This window comes from Embleya sp. NPDC059237 (assembly GCF_042754105.1).
Lineage (GTDB): Bacteria > Actinomycetota > Actinomycetes > Streptomycetales > Streptomycetaceae > Embleya.
Genome location: NZ_JBHZAE010000006.1, coordinates 153,462 through 178,780 on the forward strand (window position 1 = coordinate 153,462; position 25,319 = coordinate 178,780).

General features: G+C 74.1%; 10 protein-coding genes and 1 pseudogene. 8 read left to right on the top strand and 3 right to left on the bottom strand.

The window, feature by feature from the left end; all coding sequences use genetic code 11:
* From ACFXKZ_RS20305 to ACFXKZ_RS20330, 6 genes are all read left to right on the top strand, one after another.
* Positions 1 to 909: a 4Fe-4S dicluster domain-containing protein gene (locus tag ACFXKZ_RS20305; protein WP_380002271.1), complete on the top strand. Its 909-nt coding sequence runs from the start codon at positions 1 to 3 to the stop codon at positions 907 to 909.
* On the top strand, positions 906 to 1,841 hold the full coding sequence (gene nrfD, locus ACFXKZ_RS20310) for an NrfD/PsrC family molybdoenzyme membrane anchor subunit (RefSeq protein WP_380002272.1): 936 nt from the start codon (positions 906 to 908) through the stop codon (positions 1,839 to 1,841). The genes ACFXKZ_RS20305 and nrfD overlap by 4 nt, the downstream gene beginning before the upstream one ends.
* A 213-nt stretch (positions 1,842 to 2,054) precedes the next feature.
* On the top strand, positions 2,055 to 2,393 hold the full coding sequence (locus ACFXKZ_RS20315; RefSeq protein ID WP_380002273.1) for an ArsR/SmtB family transcription factor: 339 nt from the start codon (positions 2,055 to 2,057) through the stop codon (positions 2,391 to 2,393).
* A 130-nt stretch (positions 2,394 to 2,523) separates the two neighbouring features.
* Positions 2,524 to 2,694, top strand: a complete 171-nt coding sequence (locus ACFXKZ_RS20320; RefSeq protein WP_380002274.1) for a DUF5670 family protein — start codon at positions 2,524 to 2,526, stop codon at positions 2,692 to 2,694.
* A 452-nt stretch (positions 2,695 to 3,146) separates the two neighbouring features.
* On the top strand, positions 3,147 to 3,371 hold the full coding sequence (locus ACFXKZ_RS20325) for a hypothetical protein (RefSeq protein ID WP_380002275.1): 225 nt from the start codon (positions 3,147 to 3,149) through the stop codon (positions 3,369 to 3,371).
* 124 nt (positions 3,372 to 3,495) lie between these two features.
* Entirely contained in the window at positions 3,496 to 4,038 is a 543-nt protein-coding gene (locus ACFXKZ_RS20330; RefSeq protein ID WP_380002276.1) for a GNAT family N-acetyltransferase, read from the top strand.
* A gap of 35 nt (positions 4,039 to 4,073) precedes the next feature.
* Here the strand turns inward: ACFXKZ_RS20330 and ACFXKZ_RS20335 are convergent, their stop codons facing one another.
* Entirely contained in the window at positions 4,074 to 4,520 is a 447-nt protein-coding gene (locus ACFXKZ_RS20335) for a DUF1707 domain-containing protein (protein WP_380002277.1), read from the bottom strand.
* Positions 4,521 to 4,667: 147 nt separating this feature from the next.
* Between ACFXKZ_RS20335 and ACFXKZ_RS20340 the strand changes: the two genes are divergently transcribed.
* Together ACFXKZ_RS20340 and ACFXKZ_RS20345 are read left to right on the top strand one after the other, a co-directional pair.
* Positions 4,668 to 5,438, top strand: coding sequence for a TetR/AcrR family transcriptional regulator (locus ACFXKZ_RS20340; RefSeq protein WP_380002278.1), 771 nt, complete (start codon positions 4,668 to 4,670; stop codon positions 5,436 to 5,438).
* A gap of 185 nt (positions 5,439 to 5,623) precedes the next feature.
* Positions 5,624 to 13,324: pseudogene (locus tag ACFXKZ_RS20345) on the top strand (SDR family NAD(P)-dependent oxidoreductase); the annotation flags it as partial.
* 74 nt (positions 13,325 to 13,398) lie between these two features.
* On the opposite strand, the gene ACFXKZ_RS20350 reads toward ACFXKZ_RS20345, so the two are convergent.
* Together ACFXKZ_RS20350 and ACFXKZ_RS20355 are read right to left on the bottom strand one after the other, a co-directional pair.
* On the bottom strand, positions 13,399 to 17,574 hold the full coding sequence (locus ACFXKZ_RS20350; protein WP_380002279.1) for a type I polyketide synthase: 4,176 nt from the start codon (positions 17,572 to 17,574) through the stop codon (positions 13,399 to 13,401).
* On the bottom strand, positions 17,571 to 25,316 hold the full coding sequence (locus ACFXKZ_RS20355; RefSeq protein ID WP_380002654.1) for an SDR family NAD(P)-dependent oxidoreductase: 7,746 nt from the start codon (positions 25,314 to 25,316) through the stop codon (positions 17,571 to 17,573). The genes ACFXKZ_RS20350 and ACFXKZ_RS20355 overlap by 4 nt, the downstream gene beginning before the upstream one ends.
* Positions 25,317 to 25,319: the final 3 nt, after the last annotated feature.

Here is a 25,319-nt window from a genome sequence, read left to right on the forward strand (position 1 = left end):
ATGGCCGAGTTCATCGGCGGGATCGGACGCGGACCGGGCGACCCGGCGGGCGAGGCCGGGTGGGGGGACGAACACCCGCCGCGGATGGGCTTCTTCACCGACACGTCGGTGTGCATCGGGTGCAAGGCATGCGAGGTGGCGTGCAAGGAGTGGAACGCCGTGCCGCAGGACGGTCTCGCGCTCACCGGGATGTCCTACGACAACAGCGAGGGGCTGGGCGCGAACAGGTGGCGCCACGTCGCGTTCATCGAGCAGGAACGACCGGTGGCGGCGGGGGCGATCGGGGCGGTCGGGGGTGTGGGCGCGGACTCGAGTTCGGACTCGGGCTCGGGTGACTCGATGCGCTGGTTGATGTCCTCCGACGTGTGCAAGCACTGTACGCATGCCGCGTGTCTGGATGTCTGCCCCACCGGCGCGTTGTTCCGCACCGAGTTCGGCACGGTCGTGGTGCAGCAGGACATCTGCAACGGTTGTGGCTACTGCGTGCCCGCCTGCCCGTACGGGGTGATCGATCAACGACCCGAGGACGGGCGGGTGTTCAAGTGCACGATGTGCTACGACCGGCTGGGCGTGGGGGCGGAGCCCGCGTGTGCGAAGGCGTGTCCGACCGAATCGATCCGCTTCGGCCCGCTGGACGAGTTGCGCGCGGCGGCCGAGACGCGGGTACGGGATCTGCATGCCGACGGTGTTCCGGAGGCCCGGTTGTACGGGCACGATCCCGAGGACGGTGTGGGCGGCGACGGGGCGTTCTTCCTGCTCCTCGACGAGCCCGAGGTCTACGGTCTGCCGCCGGATCCGGTGGTCACCACGCGTGATCTGCCGTCGATGTGGCGGCACGCGGGTGCGGCGGCGCTCACGCTGGCGGCCGGGGTCGCGCTCGCCTTCGGGTCGCGGGGAGGACGGCGATGACGCGCGGCGAGGCGCGGATGGTGCCCAAGGTCGAGACCACGTCGTATTACGGGCGGCCGATCATCAAGGCTCCGGTGTGGGCGGCGACCGACATCGCCGGCTACGTGTTCCTGGGCGGCCTGGCGGGCGTGTCCTCGCTGCTCGCGGCGGGCGCGGAGGCGACCGGGCGGCCGGCGCTGGCCCGGACCGGCAAGGTGGCCGCGCTGGGCGGGATTTCGCTGTCCGTCGTCGCGCTCGTGCACGACCTGGGTCGGCCGGGGCGCTTCGTCAACATGCTGCGCGTGTTCAAGCCGACCTCGCCGATGAACATGGGCTCGTGGTTGCTGGCGGCATACGGACCGGCCGCGGGCCTCGCGGCGGCCACCGACGTGAGCGGCCGGCTGCCCGGACTCGGGCGGGCCGCGACGGCGGGCGCCGCCCTGCTCGGCCCGGCCGTGGCCACCTACACCGCGGTCCTGTTCGCCGACACGGCCGTACCGGCCTGGCACGAGGGCCATCGCGAACTTCCCTTCCTCTTCGCCGGATCGGCCGCCGGCGCGGCATCCGGCCTGGCCCTGCTCACGGTCTCGCCCCACCAGGCCGGTCCCGCCCGCCGCACCGCGATCGGCGGCGCGCTCCTCGACCTGCTCGCCGCCCGCCGCATGCGCGCCCGCATGGGCATCGTCGCCGAGACCTACCGCACCGGCAGGGCCGGCCGGCTGACCCGCGCCGCCGAAGCCCTCACCGTCACCGGCGCCGTGGGCGCGGCCCTGTCCGGGGTGATCAGCGGCCGACCCACCACCCGCCGCGTCACCGCCGCCGTCGCCGGCGCCGCCCTGCTCGCGGGTTCGATCTGCACCCGCTTCGGCGTGTTCGCCGCCGGCATGGCCTCGGCGGAGGACCCGAAGTACACGGTGATCCCCCAACGCGAACGCCGCGCCGCCCGGCGGTGAAGGTGCGGCGCCTCGGGCCGGCGGCCGTCCCGGGCGGCTGCCGGGCCCCGGCGGCGAACAACACCATCGACACGATGCCCGCGGCCATCACCACCGACCCGGACAGCGGCTCCGCCCTCGCCGCGACGGCACGGTAGAGAGGTACGATCCAGCCCTTACCATGAGCGACGGGCCGCGGCGCCGCGCAACGAACAGCACGAGAAGACGAGGGCCATGCCGGGAGAGCTGTTCCACCCCCAGACCGAGAACGTCACCCTCGCCCAGGTGCTGGCCGCTCTCGACGACCCCATGCGGCTGCGGATCGTCAAGGTCCTCGTGCACGACCCGGACGCCACCGAACGCACCTGCACGTCCTTCCTGCTGCCCGTCGGCAAATCCACCCTCACCCACCACTTCCGGATCCTGCGCGAGGCCGGCCTGATCCGACAGGTCGACCGCGGCAACAGCCGCAAGGCACAACTGCGCCGCGAGGACATCGACCGACGTTTCCCCGGCCTTCTGTCCCTGATCCTCGCCGAAGGCGCCACCCCCGAATCCGATCCGGCCAACTGACCGACCCGAGACCGGCCCCGCGCGCACGTGGGTATCGGCGGAGTCTTTCCGGAAACGGGCGGGCAAAACAAGGGAATTCCCGGGAATGCGCTTCGGTGGGCGGGGCAGACGTGGGTCGGAGGTAAAAACAATGATTCCCCTTTTGGTAGTCCTGCTTCTCGCGCTGATCCTTTTCGGCGCAGGATTCGCTCTGAAGGCCCTGTGGTGGATAGCCGTGATCGTCCTGGTCGTCTGGGCTCTCGGCTTCGTCTTCCGCTCGGCGGGCGCCGGCGGCAGGCGGGGGCGCTGGTATCGCTGGTAGACCGTAGGGCGTAGACCGCCGCCTAAACGCGGGGCGGGGCGGGCGGGGCTCGATTTATCGGGCCCGGCCGCGCCCCGCCCTTTTCGCATTTCACGCGGCGCCGGAATTTCCCGAGAAGACCGTTCCGCCCCGACGGTTGAATTCCTGTGGCCGGGCGGCGGCCAAAACAAGCCGGGGCCGCCGGGAAAACCGTCGGGAATCGGCTGCGTCGCCACCCGACCGTCCCGGCGTGATACCGAGCCGCCCGGACGCACCCGGGCACGACGAGGGCGGCCCGCGTGTCCGGCCTCGCAGCACTCGTTCGGCCGACATCGGTGGATGTACGCCGGTCCCGGGCGGTGTCCCGCCTGCCCGGCTCTGCGGCCGGGCTCGCCGCCGCGGTGCGGGTGCGGCCGGCGAGCGGCGGTAGTTGCATGGACGACGGCCGATGATCCGACACCCAGGAGGTTGTCATGCACATCCTGCGAGCAGTGGAAAGCAAGGACACCCGCTGGTGGCACGCCGTCGCGCACTTCCGTACCGCCGCGTGCGGGGTCGGTCTGCCGGACCACACCACCGCGGCGGTCGACGACGCCCTGTCCGACCTCCTGTGCCCCGCGTGCATGTCGGCCATCGGCGGCAAGTCCGCCGTCACGACAGGCGAGCGCCCCACCCCCGACATCGCCCCAACCGACTGACGACCCCGACACCGCCGGAACGGGCCGGATCGGCGACCGAACAACCACGCCCGACCGGCAGAATCCGTGACGCCGTACACTTCCCCGTACATTTCACGTCCGGATCGCGAGAAGAGGTCGAGCAATGCCGGAGTTCGCGGACTTCGAGACCCCCGAAGGCCGGTCCCGGCAACCACGCGCCATGCCGATATCGGTGCGCCAGGCGACCGTGGCCGACGTCGAGCAATGCGCCGTCCTGGCCCGGCGGTACGCGGGAGACGGCGCCGGCGTGGGCGACTTCGAAGCCCTCGTTCGCGGGTGGTTGCAGCAGCCCACCGGGTGCTTTCCGGTCGCGATCGGCGCCGATCACGGCGTGGTCGGGTACGGGCGCGTGGTCCGGCTGGACGCCGCGACCGCGCCGACCGGCTACTACCTGGCGGGCGTCGTGGTCGATCCCGACGCCCGCCGGCTCGGGGTGGGAATGAGTTTGACCCGATCCCGTCTGGACTGGATCGAAGCCCACGCCGCCGAGGCCCGGTACTTCTGCAACGCGCGGAACCGCGTCTCCATCGCACTGCACGCCCGCATGGGATTCCACGAGGAGACCCGAGACTTCGAGATCCCCGGAGTCACCTTCGAGGGCGGCGTGGGCATCCTGTTCCGCAAGGTGTTGCGAGACCGCGCGTAGCCGGCCGACGCATACCTCGCGACCGCCGTCGGTGGTCAGGCCCGCCGGTGGTGGTGCCGGTGGTGGTGCAGCTTTCGGGTGAGGGCAGTCGCCACGAGGACGGCGACGAGGATTCGGGCCGTGGGGTCGTCGACGGCCAGGCACAGTACGACAACCAGCAGGGCGGCCAAGGCGTACTTGCGGCCGCCTCGATGCCGGCCGGGAACGTGGTGGGACCGGGCCGGGTGTCGGGAGTCGGTGCGGTCCGGACGTTCGTCCCGCCGTCGGGTGGTCCGCGACGGCGGGGTGGGGCCTGGCCGCAGCGCGGGCAAGTCGGCCGTCGCCACGGACAGTTGAGTGGTCGTGGCGGCGGTGAGCACGTCGCTCAGTCGGGCCTCCAGGGTGTCCTTGTCCAGCGTGCCGAGGGCGTAGTGCTCGGCGAGCAGGTCCGCCGCGGCGTCGCGGTCGTCCTCGCGGACCGCGACGCCGATGTCGTATGTCATCGAGTGGCTCCCGTGCCGGTGATGTCCGAGTGCATGGCAACTCCTTTACGAATGACGTTCGTTACAACGAATGACGTTCCTTCATCTGCCAGTGTTCGGGTCAACTACGCTGATCGCAACCCTCGATCGACGCAGGACGGGCATCACATGGCGAAAACGTCGCGGACCGAGCCTCCCGCCAACGGCGACCGGCAACCGGAATCCGCCGGCGCGGACGTACCGGACCTGCCCGCGCCCCCGTGGCGGCGGCGTCGTGCAGGGCCGGTACGACCGCCGCTGAGCCGGGACTCGATCGTCGCCGCCGCGCTGACCGTGCTCGACGCCGGCGGGCTGGAGGCGGTGAGCATGCGCCGGGTCGCGGAACAATTGCAGACCGGGCCGGCGTCGTTGTACGTCCATGTGTCGGGCAAGGAGGAGTTGCTCGAACTGGTCCTGGACCACGTGCTCGGCGAGGTGCGGATCCCGATGCCGGACCCCGTTCGCTGGCAGGAGCAACTCAAGGACGTCGTCCTGGACTTCCGCCGCGTCCTGGCCTCGCACAACGACCTGGGTCGCGCGGCGCTGGCCGCGATCCCGTCGGGGCCCAACGCCCTGCGGATCAGCGAGGGGCTGCTGGCTGTCATGCGCGGCGGCGGCGTGCCGGAGCAGGCGAGTGCGTGGGTGCTGGACGTGCTTCAGCTCTACATATCGGCCGACGTGTTCGAGGCGGCGCTGTACCTGTCGCGCGCCGAGGAGGGCGAGAATCCGATGGCGATGGCGCAGGCGTATCTCGGCGAGGTGATCGCCGCGCTACCGCCGGAACGTTTCCCGACCCTGGTCGCGCTCATGCCGCACCTGATCAGCGGGGACCGCGAGGCCAGGATCGAATTCGGCCTCGACATCTTCATCCGGGGCCTGGCCGGCATTCCCCGACCGTGACCGGCGGGCAGGGGTGGGGTCGGGGAGGGCGTGAGGGGTCGGTGCCGGGTGGGCAGGGGTCGGGGGGCCGGAAGGTGGGGTCGGGATTCGGGGGACGGGGCTTTAGGTTGAGGGCGGTTCTGTTGTGATCCTCCGCCGGGGCCGGTGCCGGTGCCGGCTTGTCGCTGCGACGAGCGGAGTTCGGCGTGAGTGCCACATCCCCGCGTGCAAATGCCCCTTCCGATCGGCTCGTCGAGGCGCTTCGGGCGGCTCTGACGCAGAACGAACGGCTGCGTGCGCACAACGCGGAACTGACCGCCGCCGCCGGCGAGCCGATCGCGATTGTCGGGATGGGCTGCCGCCTGCCCGGGTCGGTGTCCTCCCCCCGGGACCTGTGGCGGGTGCTCGTCGACGGCGTCGACACCATCGGCGATCCGCCCGACGATCGCGGCTGGGAGCGGCAGTTGCTCGAATTCGTCGCGGCCGGGCTCGGCATCGGCCCGCACCTCCAGGGCGGATTCCTCGACCGCGCGGACCTCTTCGACGCCTCCGTCTTCGGCATCTCGCCCCGCGAGGCGCTGGCGATGGACCCCCAGCAACGACTGCTCCTGGAGACCTCCTGGGAGGTCCTGGAGAACGCCGGCATCGTGCCCGCCTCGCTCAAGCACAGCTCCACCGGCGTCTTCGTCGGCGCCACGGTCAGCAACTACGGCAACGGCGTCGCCGAGGTGCCCGAGGGCGTGGCCACCTACCTGCTCAGCGGCGCGTCCAGCAGCGTGCTCTCGGGCCGGCTCTCCTACGTCTACGGCCTGGAGGGCCCCGCGGTCACGGTGGACACCGCCTGCTCCTCCTCTCTCGTCGCACTACACCTGGCGGTTCGGGCGCTGCGCTCCGGCGAATGTTCGCTGGCCCTGGCCGGCGGGGTGACCGTGATGGCCTCCCCCGCCATCTTCCACGGCTTCGGCGACCAGGCCCTGCTCGCCCCGAACAACCGCTGCAAACCCTTCGCCGCCGCGGCCGACGGGACCACGTGGGCAGAGGGCGCGGGCCTGTTGCTGGTGGAGCGGCTGTCGGACGCCCGCCGCAACGGCCGCCGGGTGCTGGCCGTGCTGCGCGGTTCGGCGGTCAACCAGGACGGCGCGTCGAACGGACTGACCGCGCCCAACGGCCCGTCCCAGCAGCGGGTGATCCAGGCCGCCCTCGCCGACGCCGGACTGACACCCGATCAGATCGACCTCGTCGAGGCGCACGGCACCGGCACCACACTGGGCGACCCGATCGAGGCACAGGCCCTGCTGGCCACCTACGGGCAGGGACGCGATCCGCAACGGCCGTTGTGGCTCGGGTCGGTCAAGTCCAACATCGGCCACGCTCAGGGCGCGGCGGGGGTCGCCGGGGTGATCAAGGCCGTCCTGGCGCTGCGCCACGGGCAGGTACCGCGCACCCTGCACATCGACGCGCCCTCGCCGCACATCGACTGGTCGGCCGGCGACGTCCGGCTCGCCGACGAGGCCCACCCGTGGCCACACACCGACCGGCCGCGCCGCGCCGCGGTTTCCTCGTTCGGGGTCAGCGGCACCAACGCGCACGTCGTGCTCGAACAGGCCGACCCCGCCGACGATCCGCCGCCGGCCGTATCCCGCAAGCGGCAGCCCGACGGTCCGCTGAACAGCGGGCCGGTGCCGTGGTTGTTGTCGGCGGCCACCCCGCAGGCGCTGCGGGCCCGCGCGGGGCAACTGGCCAAGTGGTGCGCGTGTGATCCCCGGCCGGACCCCGTCGCGGTCGGCGCCGCACTGGCCCGTCGCCGGGCCACGTTCGAGCACCGGGCGGTGGTCCTGGTCGACGACCTCGACGGGGCCTTCGAGCCGCTGCGCGCGCTCGAATCCGGCGCCGTGTCACCGCTGTTGGTCGAGGGGGCGGCCACCGTCCGCGGCAAGGTGGTCTTCGTCTTCCCCGGTCAGGGCTCCCAGTGGGCCGGGATGGCGACCCGACTGCGCGACGAATGTCCGGCGTTCGCCGCCCACTTGGTCGCGTGCGAGGCAGCCCTGGCACCGTGGCTGGACCGGCCGCTCGGTCGGATCCTGGCCGACGAGGCCGCGCTCGCCCGGGTCGACCTCGTGCAGCCGGCGCTGTGGGCGGTCATGGTCTCCCTCGCCCGGCTGTGGCAGGACCACGGTGTGCGGCCGGCCGCCGTACTCGGCCACTCCCAGGGCGAGATCGCCGCGGCTTGCGTCGCCGGCGCGCTGTCCCTGGCCGACGGCGCCAAGGTCGTCGCGCTACGCAGCCGGGCCGTGGCCGCGCTGGCCGGTCGCGGCGCGATGGCCTCGGTCGCCCTGTCCGCCGACGAGGTCTCGGCCCGGATCGCCGACACCGGTACCGAACTGTCCGTCGCCGCCCACAACGGCCCTCGTTCCACCGTGGTTTCCGGCTTGCCGGACCGGCTCGACGCCTTCGTCCGGGCCTGCGAGGCCGACGGTGTGCGGGTGCGCCGCATCCCGGCCGACTACGCCTCGCACTCGCCACAGGTCGAGGCGGTCCGCGAGCAACTGACCGCCGAACTCGCGGACATCGCGCCCCGCGACGGCGAGGTGCCGATGTGGTCCACCGTCACCGGCGACTGGATCGACACCACACATCTGAACGCCGACTACTGGTATCGCAATCTGCGCCGGCCCGTGTTGCTGGAGCAGGGTGTGCGGGCACTGCTCCAGCAACACGGACACGGTGTGTTCGTCGAGATGGGGCCGCATCCGGTGCTCACGGCGGCCGTCGAGGAGTGCATCGAGAGCACCGAGGCGGATGCCGTCGCCGTCGCGACGCTGCGCCGCGACGACGATTCCCTGTTGCGGTTTCGTACCTCGTTGGCCGAGGCGGCGGTGCGTGGCACGCGGATGGACCTCGGTCCGCTGTTCGCCGAAGTCGACACGGCGGATGTGGAGTTGCCCACCTACCCTTTCCAGGGCACCCGCTACTGGCTGCTGCCGGGCGGCCCGGCCGGCGAGCCGGCCGCACTCGGACTGGAGGCCGCCGAGCATGCGATCCTCGGTGCCGTGCTGGAGTCGGCCGAGCGCGACGAGATCGTCCTGACCGGCGCCGTCGGCGCCCTCGACCCGTGTGTGCGACCCGATCCGCGCGGCATCCCCACGCTCGGCGCGGGGACGTTGGCGGAGTTGGCGGTGCGCGCCGCCGACGAAGTGCGTGGCGCGGTGGCGGCGTTGACCCTGGACCGACCGTTGGTGGTGTCCCCGACGGGGGCCACCCGGATCCAGGTGACCGTCGCTGCCCGTACGCTCACCGTGCACGCCCGCCACCCCGACGTCGGGGACGGCCGCTGGGTCCGGTACGCCGGCGCCGTCCTCGCCGAACCGGCGCCGCCTCCGGTCGCGGCGGAGCACGAGTGGCCGCCGCGCGACGCCGATGCGCTCGTACCGCCCGACCTGGAGGGCGCGTCCGACGCGGCGGTGATCCGCGGGTTGTGGCGGCGCGGGGACGAGGTGTTCGCCGATGTGGCGCTCGACGCCGACGCCCGCGAGGTACGGGGCTACCGCATCCATCCCGCACTGCTCGACGCCGCGCTCCGGGCCTGGCGGCTCGCCCGACCGACCCCGGACGACGGCAGCGGCCACGACCTGCTGCCCACCTCGCTCGGGCGGGTCGCCGTACACGCCGTCGGTGCCGACACCGCCCGCGTCCGCCTTCGTCCCGGCGCCGACGGCACGGTCACCGCGACGCTCGCCGACGCCGCCGGGCAACCCCTCGCCGACCTCGGCCCGGTGGCCTTCGAGCGGGTCGCCGCGGCCGACCCGGCGACGTCGCTCCCGCCCGACCTGCTGTTCGGCGTCGAGTGGGCACCGGTGACCGCGACACCGGACGACGCACCGACGGGGTGGGCGCTGCTCACCGAAGTCCCCGACCACGTCGGCCTGTCCGCCGCGCTGCGCACCGCCGGCGCCGAGGTTCGGGTACACCGCGACCAGGGCGAGCTGAGCGCCGCCGTCGCCGCGGGCGCCCCCGTCCCGGACGTCGTCGTCGTCCCGATCCCGACCGGCGACGGCGGCCCCGAGGCCACCACCCGCGCCGTCCTGGCGAGCGTACAGGCGTTCCTGCGCGACGACCGACTCGCCGACAGCCGGCTCGTGTTGCTCACCCGAACCGCGGTCGCCGTGCACACGGGCGAGATCCCGGACCCGGACCTCGCGCCCCTGTGGGGACTCGTCGGCTCAGCCGCCGCGGAGCACCCCGGGCGCCTGCTGCTGCTCGACGGCGACGCGAACACCGACGCCGACCCCGCCGCCGCGCTCCCCGCCGATCTGCTCCGCACCGCCCTGGCCGTCGACGAACCCCGGCTGGTCGTCCGCGACGGCACGCTTCGCGCGCCCCGGCTCGGTCGGGCCGCCACGGCACCCGCGCCCGAAGACACCCCGCTCGACCCGAACGGCACCGTGCTGATCACCGGGGGCACCGGCACCCTCGGCGGACTCGTGGCCCGCCACCTGGTGTCCCGACACGGCATCCGGCACCTGGCCCTGCTCAGCCGACGCGGCCCGAACGCCCCCGGCGCCGACGAACTGGCGGCCACGCTGCGCGAGTCCGGCGCCCACGTCACCATCGCCGCGTGCGACGCCGCCGACCGGGACGCGCTCGCCGCCGTCCTGGCCGCCATCCCCGCCGAGCACCCCCTCACCGCCGTCGTGCACACCGCGGCGGCCGTCGACGACACCGTCGTGGACGCGCTGACCCCCGAGCGCCTGGCCGCCGTCTTCCGCGCCAAGGTGGACGCCGCCGTGCACCTCGACGAACTCACCCGCGACGCGCCCCTGGCCGCGTTCGTGCTCTACTCCTCGGCCGCCGGCGTGCTCGGCACCCCCGGGCAGGCCAACTACGCCGCCGCCAACACCTTCCTGGACGCCCTGGCCGCCCGCCGCCGCGCGTACGGCCTGCCCGCCACCTCGCTGGCCTGGGGCCCGTGGGCGGAGCTGAGCGAGTTGACCCGCCGCATGTCGAGCGCCGACCGGGAGCGCATGGCCGATGCCGGGGTCCTGGCCCTGTCGACCGCGGAGGGCATGGCCGTCGTCGACGCCGCGCTGCGCACCGACACCGCGCTGTTCGTACCGCTGCGGATCAACCTCGACACCTTCGCCCGCCGACTCGCCGGCAGCGCCCCGCCGCCGCTGTACCGCGGCCTGATCCGCGCCCCGCTGCGCCGAGCCGTCGGCGCGGACACGGGCGTGAGCGACGGCGGGGACCTCACCGCCCGACTGGCCGCCGAGCCGCCCGCCGAGCGCACCCGGATCCTGCTCGACCTCGTCCGCGCCCAGGCCGCCGCCGTCCTCGGCCACGCCGACGGCGACGCGGTCGGCCCGGGGCGGCCCTTCCGCGAACTGGGCTTCGACTCGCTCAACGCCGTCGACCTGCGCAACCGGCTGGCCGCCGGTACCGGACTGCGCCTGCCGGTCGGCCTGATCTACGACCACCCCACCCCCGGCGCCGTCGCCCGACACCTGCGCACCCGACTCACCGGGGATACGGACGAACCCGCCCCTGTCGGCGCCGCGCGCCGTCGCGCCGAGCCGGTCGGCGAGGACGATCCGGTGGTCGTCGTCGGGATGAGCTGCCGACTCCCCGGCGGCATCGAATCACCGGAAGCGCTCTGGGAGTTGCTGGCGGCCGGCGGCGACGCGATCGGGCCCGCACCGGACGACCGCGGCTGGAATCGGGACCGGTTCGCCGGCCTGATCGACGCCATGCCCGGCGTCGGTCTGCTGCCCGAGGGCGGATTCATCGCCGGCGCCTCGGGCTTCGACCCGGCCTTCTTCGACATCGGGCCGGACGAGGCGCTGGTGATCGACCCCCAGCAGCGGTTGTTGTTGGAACTGGCGTGGGAGGCGTGGGAGCGCGCGGGGCAGGACCCCCGGCGGGTGGAGGCCGGCCGCGTCGGCGCCTACCTGGGCACCTTCTACCAGAACTACGTCCCCGACCCGGGGGCGGTTCCGCCGGCGAGCCTGCCCTATGTGTCCTCCGGCTCCGGCCCGACATTCGCCTGTGCCCGGGTGGCCTACACGTTCGGTCTGGAGGGGCCCACGCTCACCGTCGACACCGGTTGTTCGTCCTCCGGTGTCGCCCTGCACCTGGCCTGCCAGGCGCTGCGGCGCGGCGAGTGCGACTCCGCGGTGGTCGGCGGGGTGACCGTACTGGCCTTCCCGGCCGCCTTCGACAACCTCGGCGGCATCGCGCCCGACGGCCGGTGCAAGTCGTTCTCGGCCGCCGCCGACGGCACCGGGTGGGGCGAGGGCGCCGGCGTACTGATCGTCGAACGCCGCTCCGAGGCCCGCCGCCGTGGGCACCCGGAACTCGCGGTGATCCGCAGCTCGGCGCTGAACCACAACGGCGCCGGCAACGGGCTGACCGCACCGCACGGCCCCTCGCAGAGCCGGGTGATGCGACTGGCGCTCGCCGAGGCCGGACTCGGCCCGGCCGACATCGACGTGGTCGAGGCGCACGGCACCGGAACGCCGCTCGGCGACGCCGTCGAGGCCGAGGCGATCATCGACGCGTACGGCCGGCACCGTCCCGCCGACCGGCCCCTGTGGGTGGGCAGCGTCAAGGCCAACATCGGCCATCCCCACGCCGCGTCGGGGGTGGTCGGCGTGATCAAGACGATCCTGATGATGCGACACGGCGTCGTACCCGAGGCGTTGCACGCCGCCGAGCCGCTGCCCGACGTCGATTGGGAGCACAGCGGCATCGCGCTGCCCCACCGGGCGATGCCCTGGCCGGAGACCGGACGGCCGCGCCGCGCCGGGGTGTCCTCGTTCGGCGGCAATGGCACCAAGGTGCACTTCATCCTGGAGCAGCCGCCCGAGGAGCCCATGCCGCCGGTACCCGACGCCGGATCGTCCGCGCCGCCCTGCCTGTTGTCGGCCCGCACCGCACCCGCGCTCGCCGCACAGGCCCGCCGGCTGCGCGAGCACCTGGCGGCCGGCCCGGACACCGTCACCCCGGCCGAGGTGGCCCGGTCGCTGGCCACCACCCGCACCATGTTCGAGCAACGCGCCGCGATCCCGGTCACGGAGCGGGCCGAACTCCTGGACGCCCTGGCCGCGTTGGCCGCCGGAGCCGCGCATCCCGCCGTGCTCACCGGCCGGGCCGCCGGCGACGACGCCCGCCTGGTGGCACTGCTACCCGGCGCCGAGGAACGCTCCGCCGCCGCCGAGGCCGAGTTCTACGCGGCGTTCCCGGCCTACGCGCACGCCTGGGACGAGGCCGCCCACGCCCTCGCCCCCCACCTGGATCGACCGCTGCCCACACCGGGCAAGGACGCCGAACCACACGCCGGCGCCGCCGCGTTCGCGGCACATGTCGCCGCGTACCGGCTCCTGGAGGGCCTGGGACTGCGCCCGGACGCCATCGCCGGGCGCGGCGCGGGCCGGCTCGCCGCCGCCCATCTCGGCGGCATCCTGACCCTGCGTCAGGCCGCCGCCGTGGCCGCCCGGGGCAGCGCCGACCCGAACGACCGCGCGGTCGCGCCACCGCGCGTTCCGGTCCTGGCGGCGGACGGCGGCACGCGGATCGACGCCGCCGCGCTGCTCGCCGGTGCGGTCGGCGGCGCAGGCGTGGTGGGCAGCGCCGGTGCCTCGGGCGAGGGGTCCGACGCCGCGACCGGGACACGCGACACCGACCTCGTCGTGGTGCTCGGCGCCCCCGGCCGGGACCGGCCGGGCACGGTGTACCTGCTGTCGGACACACTGCCCGCTTCTCGTGCGGCGGCGCTGGCGGTGGCCCGGTTGTACACGGCCGGCGCCGCCCCGGACCCCGCCGCGCTGTTCCGGGACGTACCCGCCCGCCGGATCGACCTGCCGACCTACCCGTTCCAACGCGAGCCGTACTGGCTGGGCGCATCCGGGTGACGTCGCGCCGTACTCCGCCCGCGCTCGCGGGATGACGACCCGGCGGGGCCGACCCCGAGAGGCCGGCACCGCCGTCAGACCTCGTCGAGGCCGTCGAGGGCGAGGCGCACGAGTTCGTCGGCGTCCATCTTTGCGATCGACGCCACCGCCTCCTCGGTGCGGTCGTGGGCGGGCGTGCCGCCGACGCCCGATGGGTCCGGCGCCGCCGGGCCGGAAGGCGGCGCCTCGGCCGGTTCGGGAGCCAGATCCGCAAGCAGCCGACGCGCCAGGTCGACGGAAGTGGGGTAGTCGAAGACCAGCGTCGCGGGCAGCCGCAGTCCGGTGTCGGCGGTGAGGCGGTTGCGCAGTTCCACGGCGGTGACGGACTCGAAGCCGAGGTCGCGGAAGGCCCGGTCCGGGTCCACCGCGCCCGCCGACCCGTGGCCCAGGACCGCGGCGGCCTGCGCGCGGACCAGGTCGACGAGGACGTCCTCGCGGTCCGCCGCGGACAGTCCGGACAACCGCCGCCCGAGCGAGGGCCCCGAGCCCGTCGCGTCGTCGACCGCCACCCTCCGAACCGGTCCCCGGGCGGGGCCACGCTGCACATCGGCGCCGATCGCCCGTTGGACCCGGACCCGGCGCAGTTCGACGGACTCGGCACGCAACACCGGAGCACCCGTGGCGTCGGCCACCAGCACGGTGACCGCGTCCGCGCCCCGAGGCACGAGCCGCACCCGCAGCCGCCGCGCTCCCGAGGCGTGCAGCGAGACGCCGTGCCAGACCCACGGCAGCAAAACCCCGTCGTGCGCATCACCCGAGTCGGCCCGGTCGTACGCCTGGAGCGCGAGGTCGAGCAGCACCGGATGCAGGCCGTAGCGCCCGGCCTCGGCGCGCTCCCGCTCTCCCACCGCGACCTCCGCGTACACCACTTCGCCCACCCGCCAGACCTGCTCCGGGCCCTGGAAGGCAGGCCCGTACGCCCAGCCGACGGCCCGAGCCCGGTCCCGGACGGCATCGGTGTCCACCGCGACGGCACCGGACGGCGGCCAGGTGGTGAGGTCGAAGTCCGCGGGGGCGCCGCGCGGATCGAGTACGGCGGTGGCATGGAGCTGCCAACCCCCCTCGTCCGCCGACCCGTTGCCCACCGGGCGGGAGTGCACGGTGAGTTCGCGACGGCCCGTCCCGTCCGGTGGGCCCACCACGACCTGCAGCCGCACTCCACCCGTCGACGGCAGGATCAGCGGTGCGTCGAGGTCGAGTTCGTCGACGCGGCCACAGCCCACCTCGTCGGCCGCCCGGATCGCCAGCTCCACCAGGGCCGTTGCGGGCAGCACGGCGGTGTCGCCGACGGCGTGTTCCGCAACCCAGGGGTGCGTACGCGCCGAGATCGACCCGGTCAGCACCGACCGGCCGAGGTCGGACAAGGTGGTGCCGGCGCGCAGCAGCGGATGGTCGACGGGGGCGAGCCCGACCTCGTCCGCGCCGGCCCGGCCGCCGCCGGGCTCCAGCCAGTAGTGCCGGTGTCGGAACGCGTAGGTCGGCAGCGGCACCCGCCGGCCGAAGTCGGCGCCCAGGACCGCGTTCCACGCGACCGGCAGCCCGTGCACGTGGGCTTCGGCGAGCGAGCCGAGGAATCGGGCCATGTCCGACCGGCCGTGGCGCAGTGTGCCGAGCACGACGGCGGTGCGGTCCGTTGCGTCCAGCATCTGCTCGATGACCGGGACCAACAGGGGATTCGGGCTGATCTCGACGAAGGCGGTGTGTCCGGCGTCGACCAGGTTGCGCACGGTCTCCTCGAAGCGCACGGTCTGCCGCAGGTTGCGGTACCAGTAGTCGGCGTCGAGGTCGGTGGTGTCGTGCCGGCCGGCGGTGACCGTCGAGTGGAACGGGATGCGGGCCGGGCGCGGTTCGATCCCGGCGAGGACATCGACCAGCCGATCGCGGATCTCCTCCACCTGGGGGCTGTGCGAGGCGTAGGTGGTGGGAATGCGCCAGTGGCGGATGCCCTCGGCCGTGTATTCCGCGGAGAGTTCGGCCAGGGCGGCGGTGTCGCCGGAGACCCCGGTGGAGACAGGGCCGTTGAGCACGGCGATCGACAACCGGCCGGGCCACCGTGCCAACCGTGTGGCGACCCGGGCGGCGGGTTCACCGACGGAGAGCACGCCGCCGCGGCCGGCCAGTGCCGCGACGGTTCGGCTGCGCAGGGCGACGATCTTCGCGGAGTCGGCCAGGGTCAGGGCGCCCGCGATATGGGCGGCGGCGATCTCCCCCTGCGAGTGGCCCACCACGGCGGCGGGTTCGACACCGCAGGCGCGCCACAGTTCGGCCAGGGCGATCATCACCGCCCACAACACCACCGGCAGTACGTCGATGCGGGTCAACCACTCCTGCGCGGTGTCGGCGTCGGCGCGCAACCACTCTTCGAGGGAGCAGTCCACGTGCGGGGCGAGGGCCTGCTGACACGCCGCGATCTGTGCGGCGAACACCGGTGCGTGGTCGAGCAGTTCGGCCGCCATCCGGACCCACTCGGAGCCCTGGCCGGGGAAGACGAACACGACACGTTCGCCGTACCGGGCCTGGCCCCGGGTCACCGCGGCGGTCGGGGTGCCGGCGGCGAGGCCCGCCAGCGCCTTCCGGAGTCGGTCGCGGTCGCCGACCCGGATCACGGCGCGGTGGTCCAGGGCGGATCGGGTGACGTGCAGGGAGTGTGCCAGGTCGGGCAGCGTGGCGTCCCGGCCGGCGTCGGTGTCCAGGTGGGCGGCCAGCCGCGCGGCTTGGGCCCGCAGGCCCTCGGGGCTGTCCGCGGACAGGACGAACGGCAGCACGGCGGGGTCGGTCAACACCGGTGCGCCGGACCCCCCTTCCCCGTCGGCGACCGGGGCCGCCTCGGGGGCCTGTTCGAGGATCAGATGCGCATTGGTACCGCTGATCCCGAAGGACGATACGCCGGCGCGGCGCGGTGTTCCGTCGCCGGGCCAACTCCTGGCCTCGGCGAGTACTTCGACGGCGCCCGCGGTCCAGTCGACGTGCGGGGTCGGCGCATCCACGTGCAACGTCCCGGGCAGCACGCCGTGGCGCATCGCCATCACCATCTTGATGACCCCGGCGGCGCCCGCGGCGGCGGCGGTGTGCCCGATGTTGGATTTCACCGAGCCGATCCACAGCGGCCGTTCGGGGTCCCGGCCGCCGCCGTACGTGGCGATCAGCGCCCGGGCCTCGATCGGGTCGCCGAGCCGGGTGCCGGTACCGTGCGCCTCCACCGCGTCGATGTCGGCGGGGGCCAGGCCCGCGTTCGCCAACGCCCCCTCGATCACTCGTCGTTGCGCGGGGCCGTTGGGGGCGGTGAGGCCGTTGCTCGCGCCGTCCTGGTTGACCGCGGTGCCGCGCACCACGGCCAGTACCGGGTGCCCCCTGCGCCGCGCGTCGCTCAGCCGTTCGACCAGGAGCATCCCGACCCCCTCGGCCCACCCGGTACCGTCGGCCGCGGCGGCGAACGACTTGCACCGGCCGTCGGCGGACAACACGCCCTGCCGGCTGAACTCGACGAAGACGGCCGGGTTCACGATCACGCTCGCGCCGCCCGCGAGGGCCATCGTGCACTCGCCGCCGCGCAGCGCCTGCACGGCGAGGTGCAGCGCCACCAGCGCGGACGAACACGCGGTGTCCACGGTCACCGACGGGCCCTCGAGGCCGAGCACGTAGGACACCCGGCCCGACATCGCGCTGCCGACCCCGCCGGTGAGCGCATATCCCTCGACCCCGTCCGGCAGGCGCTCGACCCCGAAGCCGTAGCCGCTGGGGGTGCCGCCGACGAAGACTCCGGTCGAACTGCCTTTCAGGGCACGCCGATCGATCCCGGCCCGTTCGAACGCCTCCCAGGAGGTCTCCAGGAGCAGCCGCTGCTGCGGGTCCATGACCAGCGCCTCGTGCGGCGAGATCCCGAAGAAGCCGGCGTCGAACTCGCCCGCGCCGGCGAGGAATCCGCCCTCGCGCGTGTAACTGGTGCCCCGGTGTTCGGGATCGGGGTGGTAAAGCTCGTCCACCGCCCAGCCCCGATCGTTCGGGAAGCCGCTCACCGCGTCCACCCCGTCGGCGACCAGCCGCCACAGGTCCTCGGGCGAGCGCACGCCGCCGGGGTAGCGGCAGGCCATGCCGATCACGGCGATCGGCTCGGGTGGTCGCTCCAACTCGGCGATGCGGGCGCGGGCCCGCTGGAGGTCGACGGTCGCGCGCTTGAGGTAGTCCCGAAGTCGGTCTTCGCCGCCGCTCATGAGTGGTCACCTTTCGGGGTCTGCCCGGGGGCTTCGAGATGGTGGTCGAGCAGCGCGAACAGTTCGTCGTCGGAGGCGGCCTCGACTCCGGCTCCGTCGGGGGTCGCGGTGTCGTCCCGATCGAGGGCGCCGAGCCGTTCGACGAAGCGCCGCATGCGCAGCACAACCCGGGCCCGGACCTGCGGGTCCTCGTCGGCGACCCGATCGAACGCGGCTTCCAGGCCGTCGAGTTCGGCCAGCACCGGGGTGAGCACCGATGGGTCGCCGGCGGTCAGCGCGGCCCGCAGTCGGGCGGCCAGGTCGACGGGTGTCGGGTGGTCGAACACCAGCGTGCTCGGCAGCTCGACGCCGGTCACCCGACCGAGCCGGTCGCGCAGGTCGACGGCGGTCAGCGAGTCGAAACCCAGGTCGCCGAACGCCTGGTCGGCCCGGATCCGCGCGGCCGAGGTGTGACCCAGGACGGCCGCGACCTGGCCGCGTACGAGGTCGAGCAGGATCGCCTCGCGTTCCGTCGGACCCGCCGCGGCCAGCCGCCCGATCAGGTCGGGGTCCGCCGCGCCGGCTCCGGCGGCCGGTGCGGCGAGCGCGGCGTCGACCTCGGGCAGGCCGCGGAGCAGCGGACTCGGGCGCGACGACGTGAAACTCGCGGCGAAGGCGGGCCAGTCGACGTCGGCGACGACCACATCGGCGTCGCCGCGGCCCACCGCGCGGGTCATCGCGGTCACGGCGGCCTGCGGGTCCATCGCGCGCAGGCCGAGCCGGGCGAGCCGGTTCCCGTCGGCCTGCTCGACCATGCCGCCCCCGGCCCACGGGCCCCAGGCGATCGACGTGGCGGTCAGGCCGCGGGCGCGCCGGTCCCGGGCGAGCGCGTCGAGGTGTGCGTTGGCAGCCGCGTAGACACCCTGGCCGCCGCTGCCCCAGACGCCGGCGATCGACGAGAAGAGCACGAACGCCGCCAGTGGGCGCTCGCCCAGCACGGCGTCCAGGTGGGCGGCACCGGCGGCCTTGCCCGCGATGACGCGCGCCGCCTCGACCGGATCGGTGTCCGCGATCAGGGCCGCCTGGGCCACCCCGGCGGCGTGTACCACCGCGCTCAGCGGCGGCCCGTCGACGTCGATCCGCTCGACCAGACGCTCCACGGCGTGCCGGTCGGCCGTATCGCAACTCTCGATCAGTACGGCGACGCCGAGGCCGGACAGTTCGGCCGCGAGGTCTTGCGCCCCGGGGGCTCGCGCACCCCGACGCGCGGCCAGGACCACCCGCTCCGCGCCCGCGCCCGCCGCCCAGCGCGCCACGTGCGCGCCGAGGCCGCCGGTGCCGCCGGTGATCAGTACCGTGCCGGTGGGCTGCCAGGGCCGGTCGGCGGTCCGGGCGGTGGCGGGCGCGCGGACCAGGCGGCGTACGTGAACGCCGTCGGCACGGATCGCCACCTGGTCCTCGGCGCCCTGTGCGAGCACGCCGGCGAGCCGGGACCGGACGTCGACGGCGTCGGACTCCTCCGTCACGGTGTCGACCGTGGGCCGCGTGCCGTCGGGTAGATCCACGAGACCGCCCCACAGGCCGGGCAGTTCGAGCGCAGCGGTGCGGCCGAATCCCCAGATCCCGGCCTGGTCGGCGGAGCCGAGCGGGTCGCGCTCCGCGACGGATACCGCGCCGGAGGTCACGCACCACAATCTGCCTCCGGGTCGGGTGTCGGCGAACGCCCGGGCGAGGGCGAGGGTGGCCGCCAAGCCGTGGGTGAGTCCCGGCAGGTCGGCGGGTTCACCCGGCAGGTCGGACAGCAGCGAGAGCACACCGTCGAGCGGGCCGAGGCGGCGCAGGTGCTCGGCGAGGACGCCGCGGTCGCACTCCGTCGCGTCGACCCGAAGCCGGGTCACGGCGGCACCGCACCCTTCGAGCGCTTGCACGCAGGCGTCCGTGTACGGGCTCGCCGGATGGCTCACCACGAGCCAGGTGCCGGTCGGTTCGGTGTCGGATCGTTCGGTCCACGGGGTCCATTCGGCGCGATACCGCCACCTGTCCGGGTCGCCGGCCGTGCGCGTGTCGGGCAGCGGGTCGAGCCAGTAGCGCTGTCTCTGGAACGGGTAGGTGGGCAGGTCGACCGCCGCGCCGCGACCGGTGAGCAGCGCGGACCAGTCGACGGGTGTCCCGTGTACGTGCAGCGCACCCAGGGCGGCGGTGAACGTGGCCCGTTCCGGCCTGTCCCGGCGCAGCAGCGCGACGGCGGGTGTCTCGGCGGTCGGTGTCTGGGCGGTCGGTGTCTGGGCGGCCGGGCCGAGGCATTCGCGGGCCATCGCGGTGGACGCCCCGTCGGGCCCGACGTCGACCAGTGCAAGATCACCCGAAGCCCGCACCCACGCGACACAGTCGGCGAAGCGGACCGGCTCGCGTACCTGACGCAGCCAGTAGTCCGGGCTCGCCAACTCGCCGGCGCCGGCGACGGAGCCGGTGAGGTTGGACAACATCGGAATCCGCGGGTCGGCGTAGGAGACGCCCGCCAGCACGGCACGGAATTCGGCCTGCATCGGCTCCATCCGTGCCGAGTGGAACGCGTGGCCGACCCGCAGCCTCCTGGTCCGCCGACCCTGCTCCGCGAAGCGCGCGGCCACCGCCAGTACGGCGTCCTCATCCCCCGAAACCACCACGGATACAGGCCCGTTGACGGCGGCCACACACGCCGCGCCCCGCCTGTCCAGGGTGCTGCGAACCTCGTCCTCGGTGGCCTGCACCGCGACCATCGCCCCACCCGCCGGCAGCGCCTGCATCAACCGCCCACGCGCCGCGACGACGGTCGCCGCGTCCGCGAGCGACCACACACCCGCGACATGTGCGGCGGCCAACTCCCCGATCGAGTGCCCGAGCAGGAACTCCGGCCGCACGCCGAACGATTCGACCAGTCGGAACAGCGCGCACTCCACCGCGAACAACCCGGCCTGGGCGAACACCGTCTCGTCCAGGAGCCCTTCGGTGCCCTTCATCCCGAAGACCACGTCCCGCACCGAATACGCCACGTGCCCGGCCAACCGGTCGTCCAACGCGGACACGACCTCGTCGAAGGCCGCCGCGAACGCCGGATGGACGGCGTGCAGTTCACGCCCCATCCCGACCCGCTGACCGCCTTGGCCGCCGAAGAGGAACACCGGTCGGCGGCCCGCCCGTGCGAGGCCGACGGTCACGGTGCCGATCGGGTCTCCCGCCGCGAGGGCGGCAAGGCCGGCCAGCAACTCGGCCCGGTCCGCGGCCGTCACCACCGCCCGGTGCTCCAGTGCGGCGCGGCTGCCGGCCAGCGCGGCGGCGAGGTCGGCCGGGGCGATCCCGGCGCCTTCGGCGGTGAGGTGCGCATGCAGCCGTTCGGCCTGGGCGGCGAGCGCTTGCGGTGTTTTGGCCGAGAGCAGGTACGGCAGTACGCCCGGATCGACTCCCGCATCGGTGCCCGGCAGCTCGGGCGGGTCGGCCGGCTCGGGCGGGCGGTATTCGAGCACGGTGTGCGCGTTCGTCCCGCTGATCCCGAACGACGACACGGCGGCCCGACGCGGCCGGCCCGTCTCCGGCCACGGACGCGCCTCGGTCGACAACTCCACCGTGCCGGCCGACCAGTCCACATGCGGCGTCGGCGCATCGACGTGCAGCGTCTTCGGCACCACGCCATGCCGCATCGCCAACACCATCTTGATCACCCCGGCCACGCCCGCGGCGGCGGTGGTGTGCCCGATGTTGGACTTGAGCGCGCCCAGCCACACCGGCTCGTCCGCGTGGTGTTCCCGGCCGTAGGTGGCGATCAGGGCCCGGGCCTCGATCGGGTCGCCGAGGGCGGTGCCGGTGCCGTGTGCCTCGACGGCGTCCACGTCCCGCGCGGTCAGACCGGCATTCGCCAACGCCTGGCGGATCACCCGTTGTTGCGCGGGTCCGTTGGGCGCGGTCAGGCCGTTGCTCGCGCCGTCCTGGTTGACGGCCGAGCCGAGGATGGTCGCCAGGACGCGGTGGCCGTTGCGACGCGCGTCGGACAGTCGTTCGACGAGCAGCATGCCGATGCCCTCGGACCAGCCGGTACCGTCGGCGGCGGACGCGAACGGCTTGCACCGGCCGTCGGCGGCGAGCACCCGCTGTCGGCTGAACTCCACGAACGCCGCGGGGTTGGCGTACACCGTGACACCGCCGGCCAGCGCCATGGAGCATTCGCCGCCACGCAGCGCCTGCCCGGCCAGGTGCAGCGCGACCAGCGAGGACGAACAGGCCGTGTCGACCGTGATCGCCGGCCCCTCCAGGCCGAAGGTGTAGGCGAGGCGGCCGGAGGCGACGCTCGCGGCGTTCCCGGTGCCGAGGTAGCCGCCGAGTTCGTCGGGTACGTGCATTCCGGTGGGGTAGCCGATGTCGACCGCGCCGACGAACACGCCGGTGTCCGAACCGCGCAGGGTGACGGGGTCGATCCCGGCCCGTTCGAACACCTCCCAGGAGGTCTCCAGGAGGAGGCGCTGTTGCGGATCCATCGCCAACGCCTCGCGCGGCGAGATGCCGAAGAAGCCCGCGTCGAAGTCGGTCGCGTGCTCGACGAAGCCGCCCGAGCGCACGTAACTGGTGCCGGGGTGGTCGGGATCGGGGTGGTAGAGCCCGTCGAGCGGCCATCCGCGGTCGGTGGGGAAGTCGGTCAGTCCGTCGCGGCCGTCGGCCAGCATGCGCCACAGGTCCTCGGGCGAGCCGACGCCGCCCGGGAAGCGGCAGGCCATGCCGACGATGGCGAGCGGTTCGTGGTCGGCGCGGGTCGGGACAAGTGCCGGATGCGACGGAAACTGGGCCCCGGGGGTGAGTAGTTCGGTGCCCAGGTGTCGGGCGAGCGCGACGACCGTGGGGTGGTCGAAGACCAGGGTGGCGGGCAGTTGCCGGCCGATGTGTGCGGCCAGGCGGTTGCGCAGGTCGAGGGCGATGACGGAGTCGACGCCGAGGCTCCTGAACGGGCTGTCCGGGTCGACGGCTTCGGCGGTGTCGTAGCCGAGGGCCGCCGCGGCCTGGGCCCGGACCAGTCGGGTGAGCGCACGTTCGCGCGCCGGCGCGTCGAGGGCGAGCAACTCGCGAACGAGGCGGTCGGCGTCCGGATCACCGTTCCCCGTCGAGGAGTTGCCGCGAACCGGTGCGCCGCCGTCGGCGCCGGCCGGCCCGGCGGCGAGTCGCGCGGGTCGGGCGCCGAGCAGCGGATGTCCGCCGCCGGCCTCCCCGTCATCGACGGTCACCGGCCAAAAGCGCCGACGCCGGAACGCGTAGGTCGGCAGATCCACCCGGCGCGGCGGCACCGCCGACCCGTCGAACAGATGCCGCCAGTCGACGTCGAGCCCGTGCACATGCGCGGCGGCCAGGGCCCCGGCGAAGCCGCCGGAACCGTCCGCCCTCCGCGGGAAGATCGCCGGCACGACCGCCGGCACGTCGGCGGCGATCGTGTCGGCCGACGCGATGGTGAGGACCGGTTGGGCGCCGATCTCGACGAAGACGTTGTGCCCCTCGCTCGACAGGCCGCCGACGGCGTCGTCGAAGCGCACCTGCCGCCACGGATTCCCGTACCAGTGGTCGGCGTCGAGCACGGCGGTGTCCGCCGGCGTGCCGGTCGCCGAGGAGTGGAACGGCACCGTGGCCGGCATCGGCGCGATGTCGGCCAGGTCCCGCGTCAGCCGGGCGCGGATCGCCTCCACGTGGGGCGTGTTCGGCGCGTGGTCCGACACCGCGCCGGCGACCATGCCGCCGGTGCCGGCCAGTTCGTGCAGGGCCCGCCCGCGCAGGGCGGCCACCTTGGCGCCGTCCGCCAGGGTCAGGCCGCCCGCGACGCAGGCCGCGGCGATCTCGCCGTGCCCGTGGCCCACCACGGCGGCGGGTTGCACGCCGTGCGCCTGCCAGAGCCGAGCGAACGCGACCGCCACGGCCCACGACAGGGGCTCGGCGACATCGACCCGGGTCGGCGCCCGCTCGTCCGTCGCGCGCAAAAGCTCGGCGATCGACCAGTCGACCCAGGGGTCGAGCGCACTCTGACACTCCGCGATGGTCGCGGCGAACTCCGGGCTCATGTCGAGCAGTTCCCGGAACGGGTCGGTCCGGTACGACGGGCCGTGATCCGGGAAGACGAAGACCGGCCGCGGGTCCCGTGCGGCCATCACGGCCGTCCCCTCGCCGGCGGCCAGGGCCCGTAGCCGTGCGGCGAAGCCGTCGAGGTCGGCGGCGGTCACCGCGGCGCGGCAGGCCAGTGCCGTCCTGGTGGTGGCCAGCGAGTAGGCGACGTCGTCGGGCACAAGGTCGGGCTCGGCGGTGACCCGGGTCGCCAGTCGTTCCGCCTGTGCGCGCAGCCCCTCCTCGTCGCGCGCCGACAACACCCAGGGCGCCGGCGGCCGGTTCACGACCGCGATCCGCTCCGGCTCGAACTCGGACTCTTCCGGCGCCTGTTCGACGACGACGTGCGCGTTGGTGCCGCTGATCCCGAAGGACGAGACCCCGGCCCGGCGCGGCCGTTCGCCGGTGTCGGGCCACGGCCGCGCCTCGGTCAGCAGGCGTACGGTGCCGGCCGACCAGTCCACGTGCGGCGTCGGCTCGTCCACGTGCAGCGTTTTGGGCAGCACGCCGTGGCGCAGCGCCATGACCGTCTTGATCACACCCGCGACGCCGGCGGCCGACTGGGTGTGGCCCACGTTGGACTTGAGGGAGCCGAGCCACAGGGGTTGCCGGGGGTCGCGGCCCGACCCGTAGCCGGCCAGCAGGGCCCGGGCCTCGATCGGGTCGCCGAGGGGGGTGCCGGTGGCACTCGCCTCGACCGCGTCGATGTCGTCCGGGGTGAGCCGGGCGTCGGCCAACGCCTGCCGGATCACCCGGCGTTGCGCGGAGCCGTTGGGCGTGGTCAGGCCGCTGCCGGCGCCGTCCTGGTTGACCGCGCTGCCGCGCACCACGGCGAGTACCCGCCGGCCGGCGCGGCGCGCGTCGGAGAGCCGTTGCAGCAGGAGCAGTCCGGCGCCCTCGGACCAGCCGGTGCCGTCCGCGCCGGCGCCGAAGGCCTTGCATCGGCCGTCCGGTGCCATGCCGTGCTGCCGGCCGGACGCGCCGAACACGCCCATGTGCGGCATCACCGTGACCCCGCCGGCCAGCGCCATCGTGCATTCGCCGCCGCGCAGCGCCCGGACGGCGAGGTGCAGCGCGACCAGCGAGGACGAGCACGCGGTGTCGACGGTGACGGCGGGGCCTTCGAGCCCGTACAGGAAGGCGAGGCGGCCGGACAGGACGCTGATGATCGTCCCCGTGGCCAGGTGGTCGCCGACGCCGTCGGGCACCTCGCCCAGGTCGCTGCCGTAGCCGGTCCAGCCGCCGCCGACGAAGACGCCGGTACGGCTGCCGCGCACGGCGGCGCGATCCAGGCCGGCGCGTTCGAACAACTCCCAGCCCACTTCGAGCAGCACACGCTGCTGCGGGTCCATCGCCAGGGCCTCGCGCGGCGAGATCCCGAAGAACTCGGGGTCGAAGTCGGCCACACGGTCGAGGAATCCGCCCTGCCGCACCCGGCTCTCGGTGACGGCGTCGAGCCCGTCCACGTCCCAGCCGCGATCGGTGGGCAGCGGTCCGATCGCGTCGCGCCCCTCGGCCACCAGGCGCCACAGGTCCTCGGGCGAGGCCACCCCGCCCGGGAAGCGGCAGGCCATCGCGACGATCGCGACGGGCTCCGTGTCCCGCTCCTCGATGCGGCGCAACTCCGCGCGAGCGTCGTGCAGTTCCGCGGCCACGCG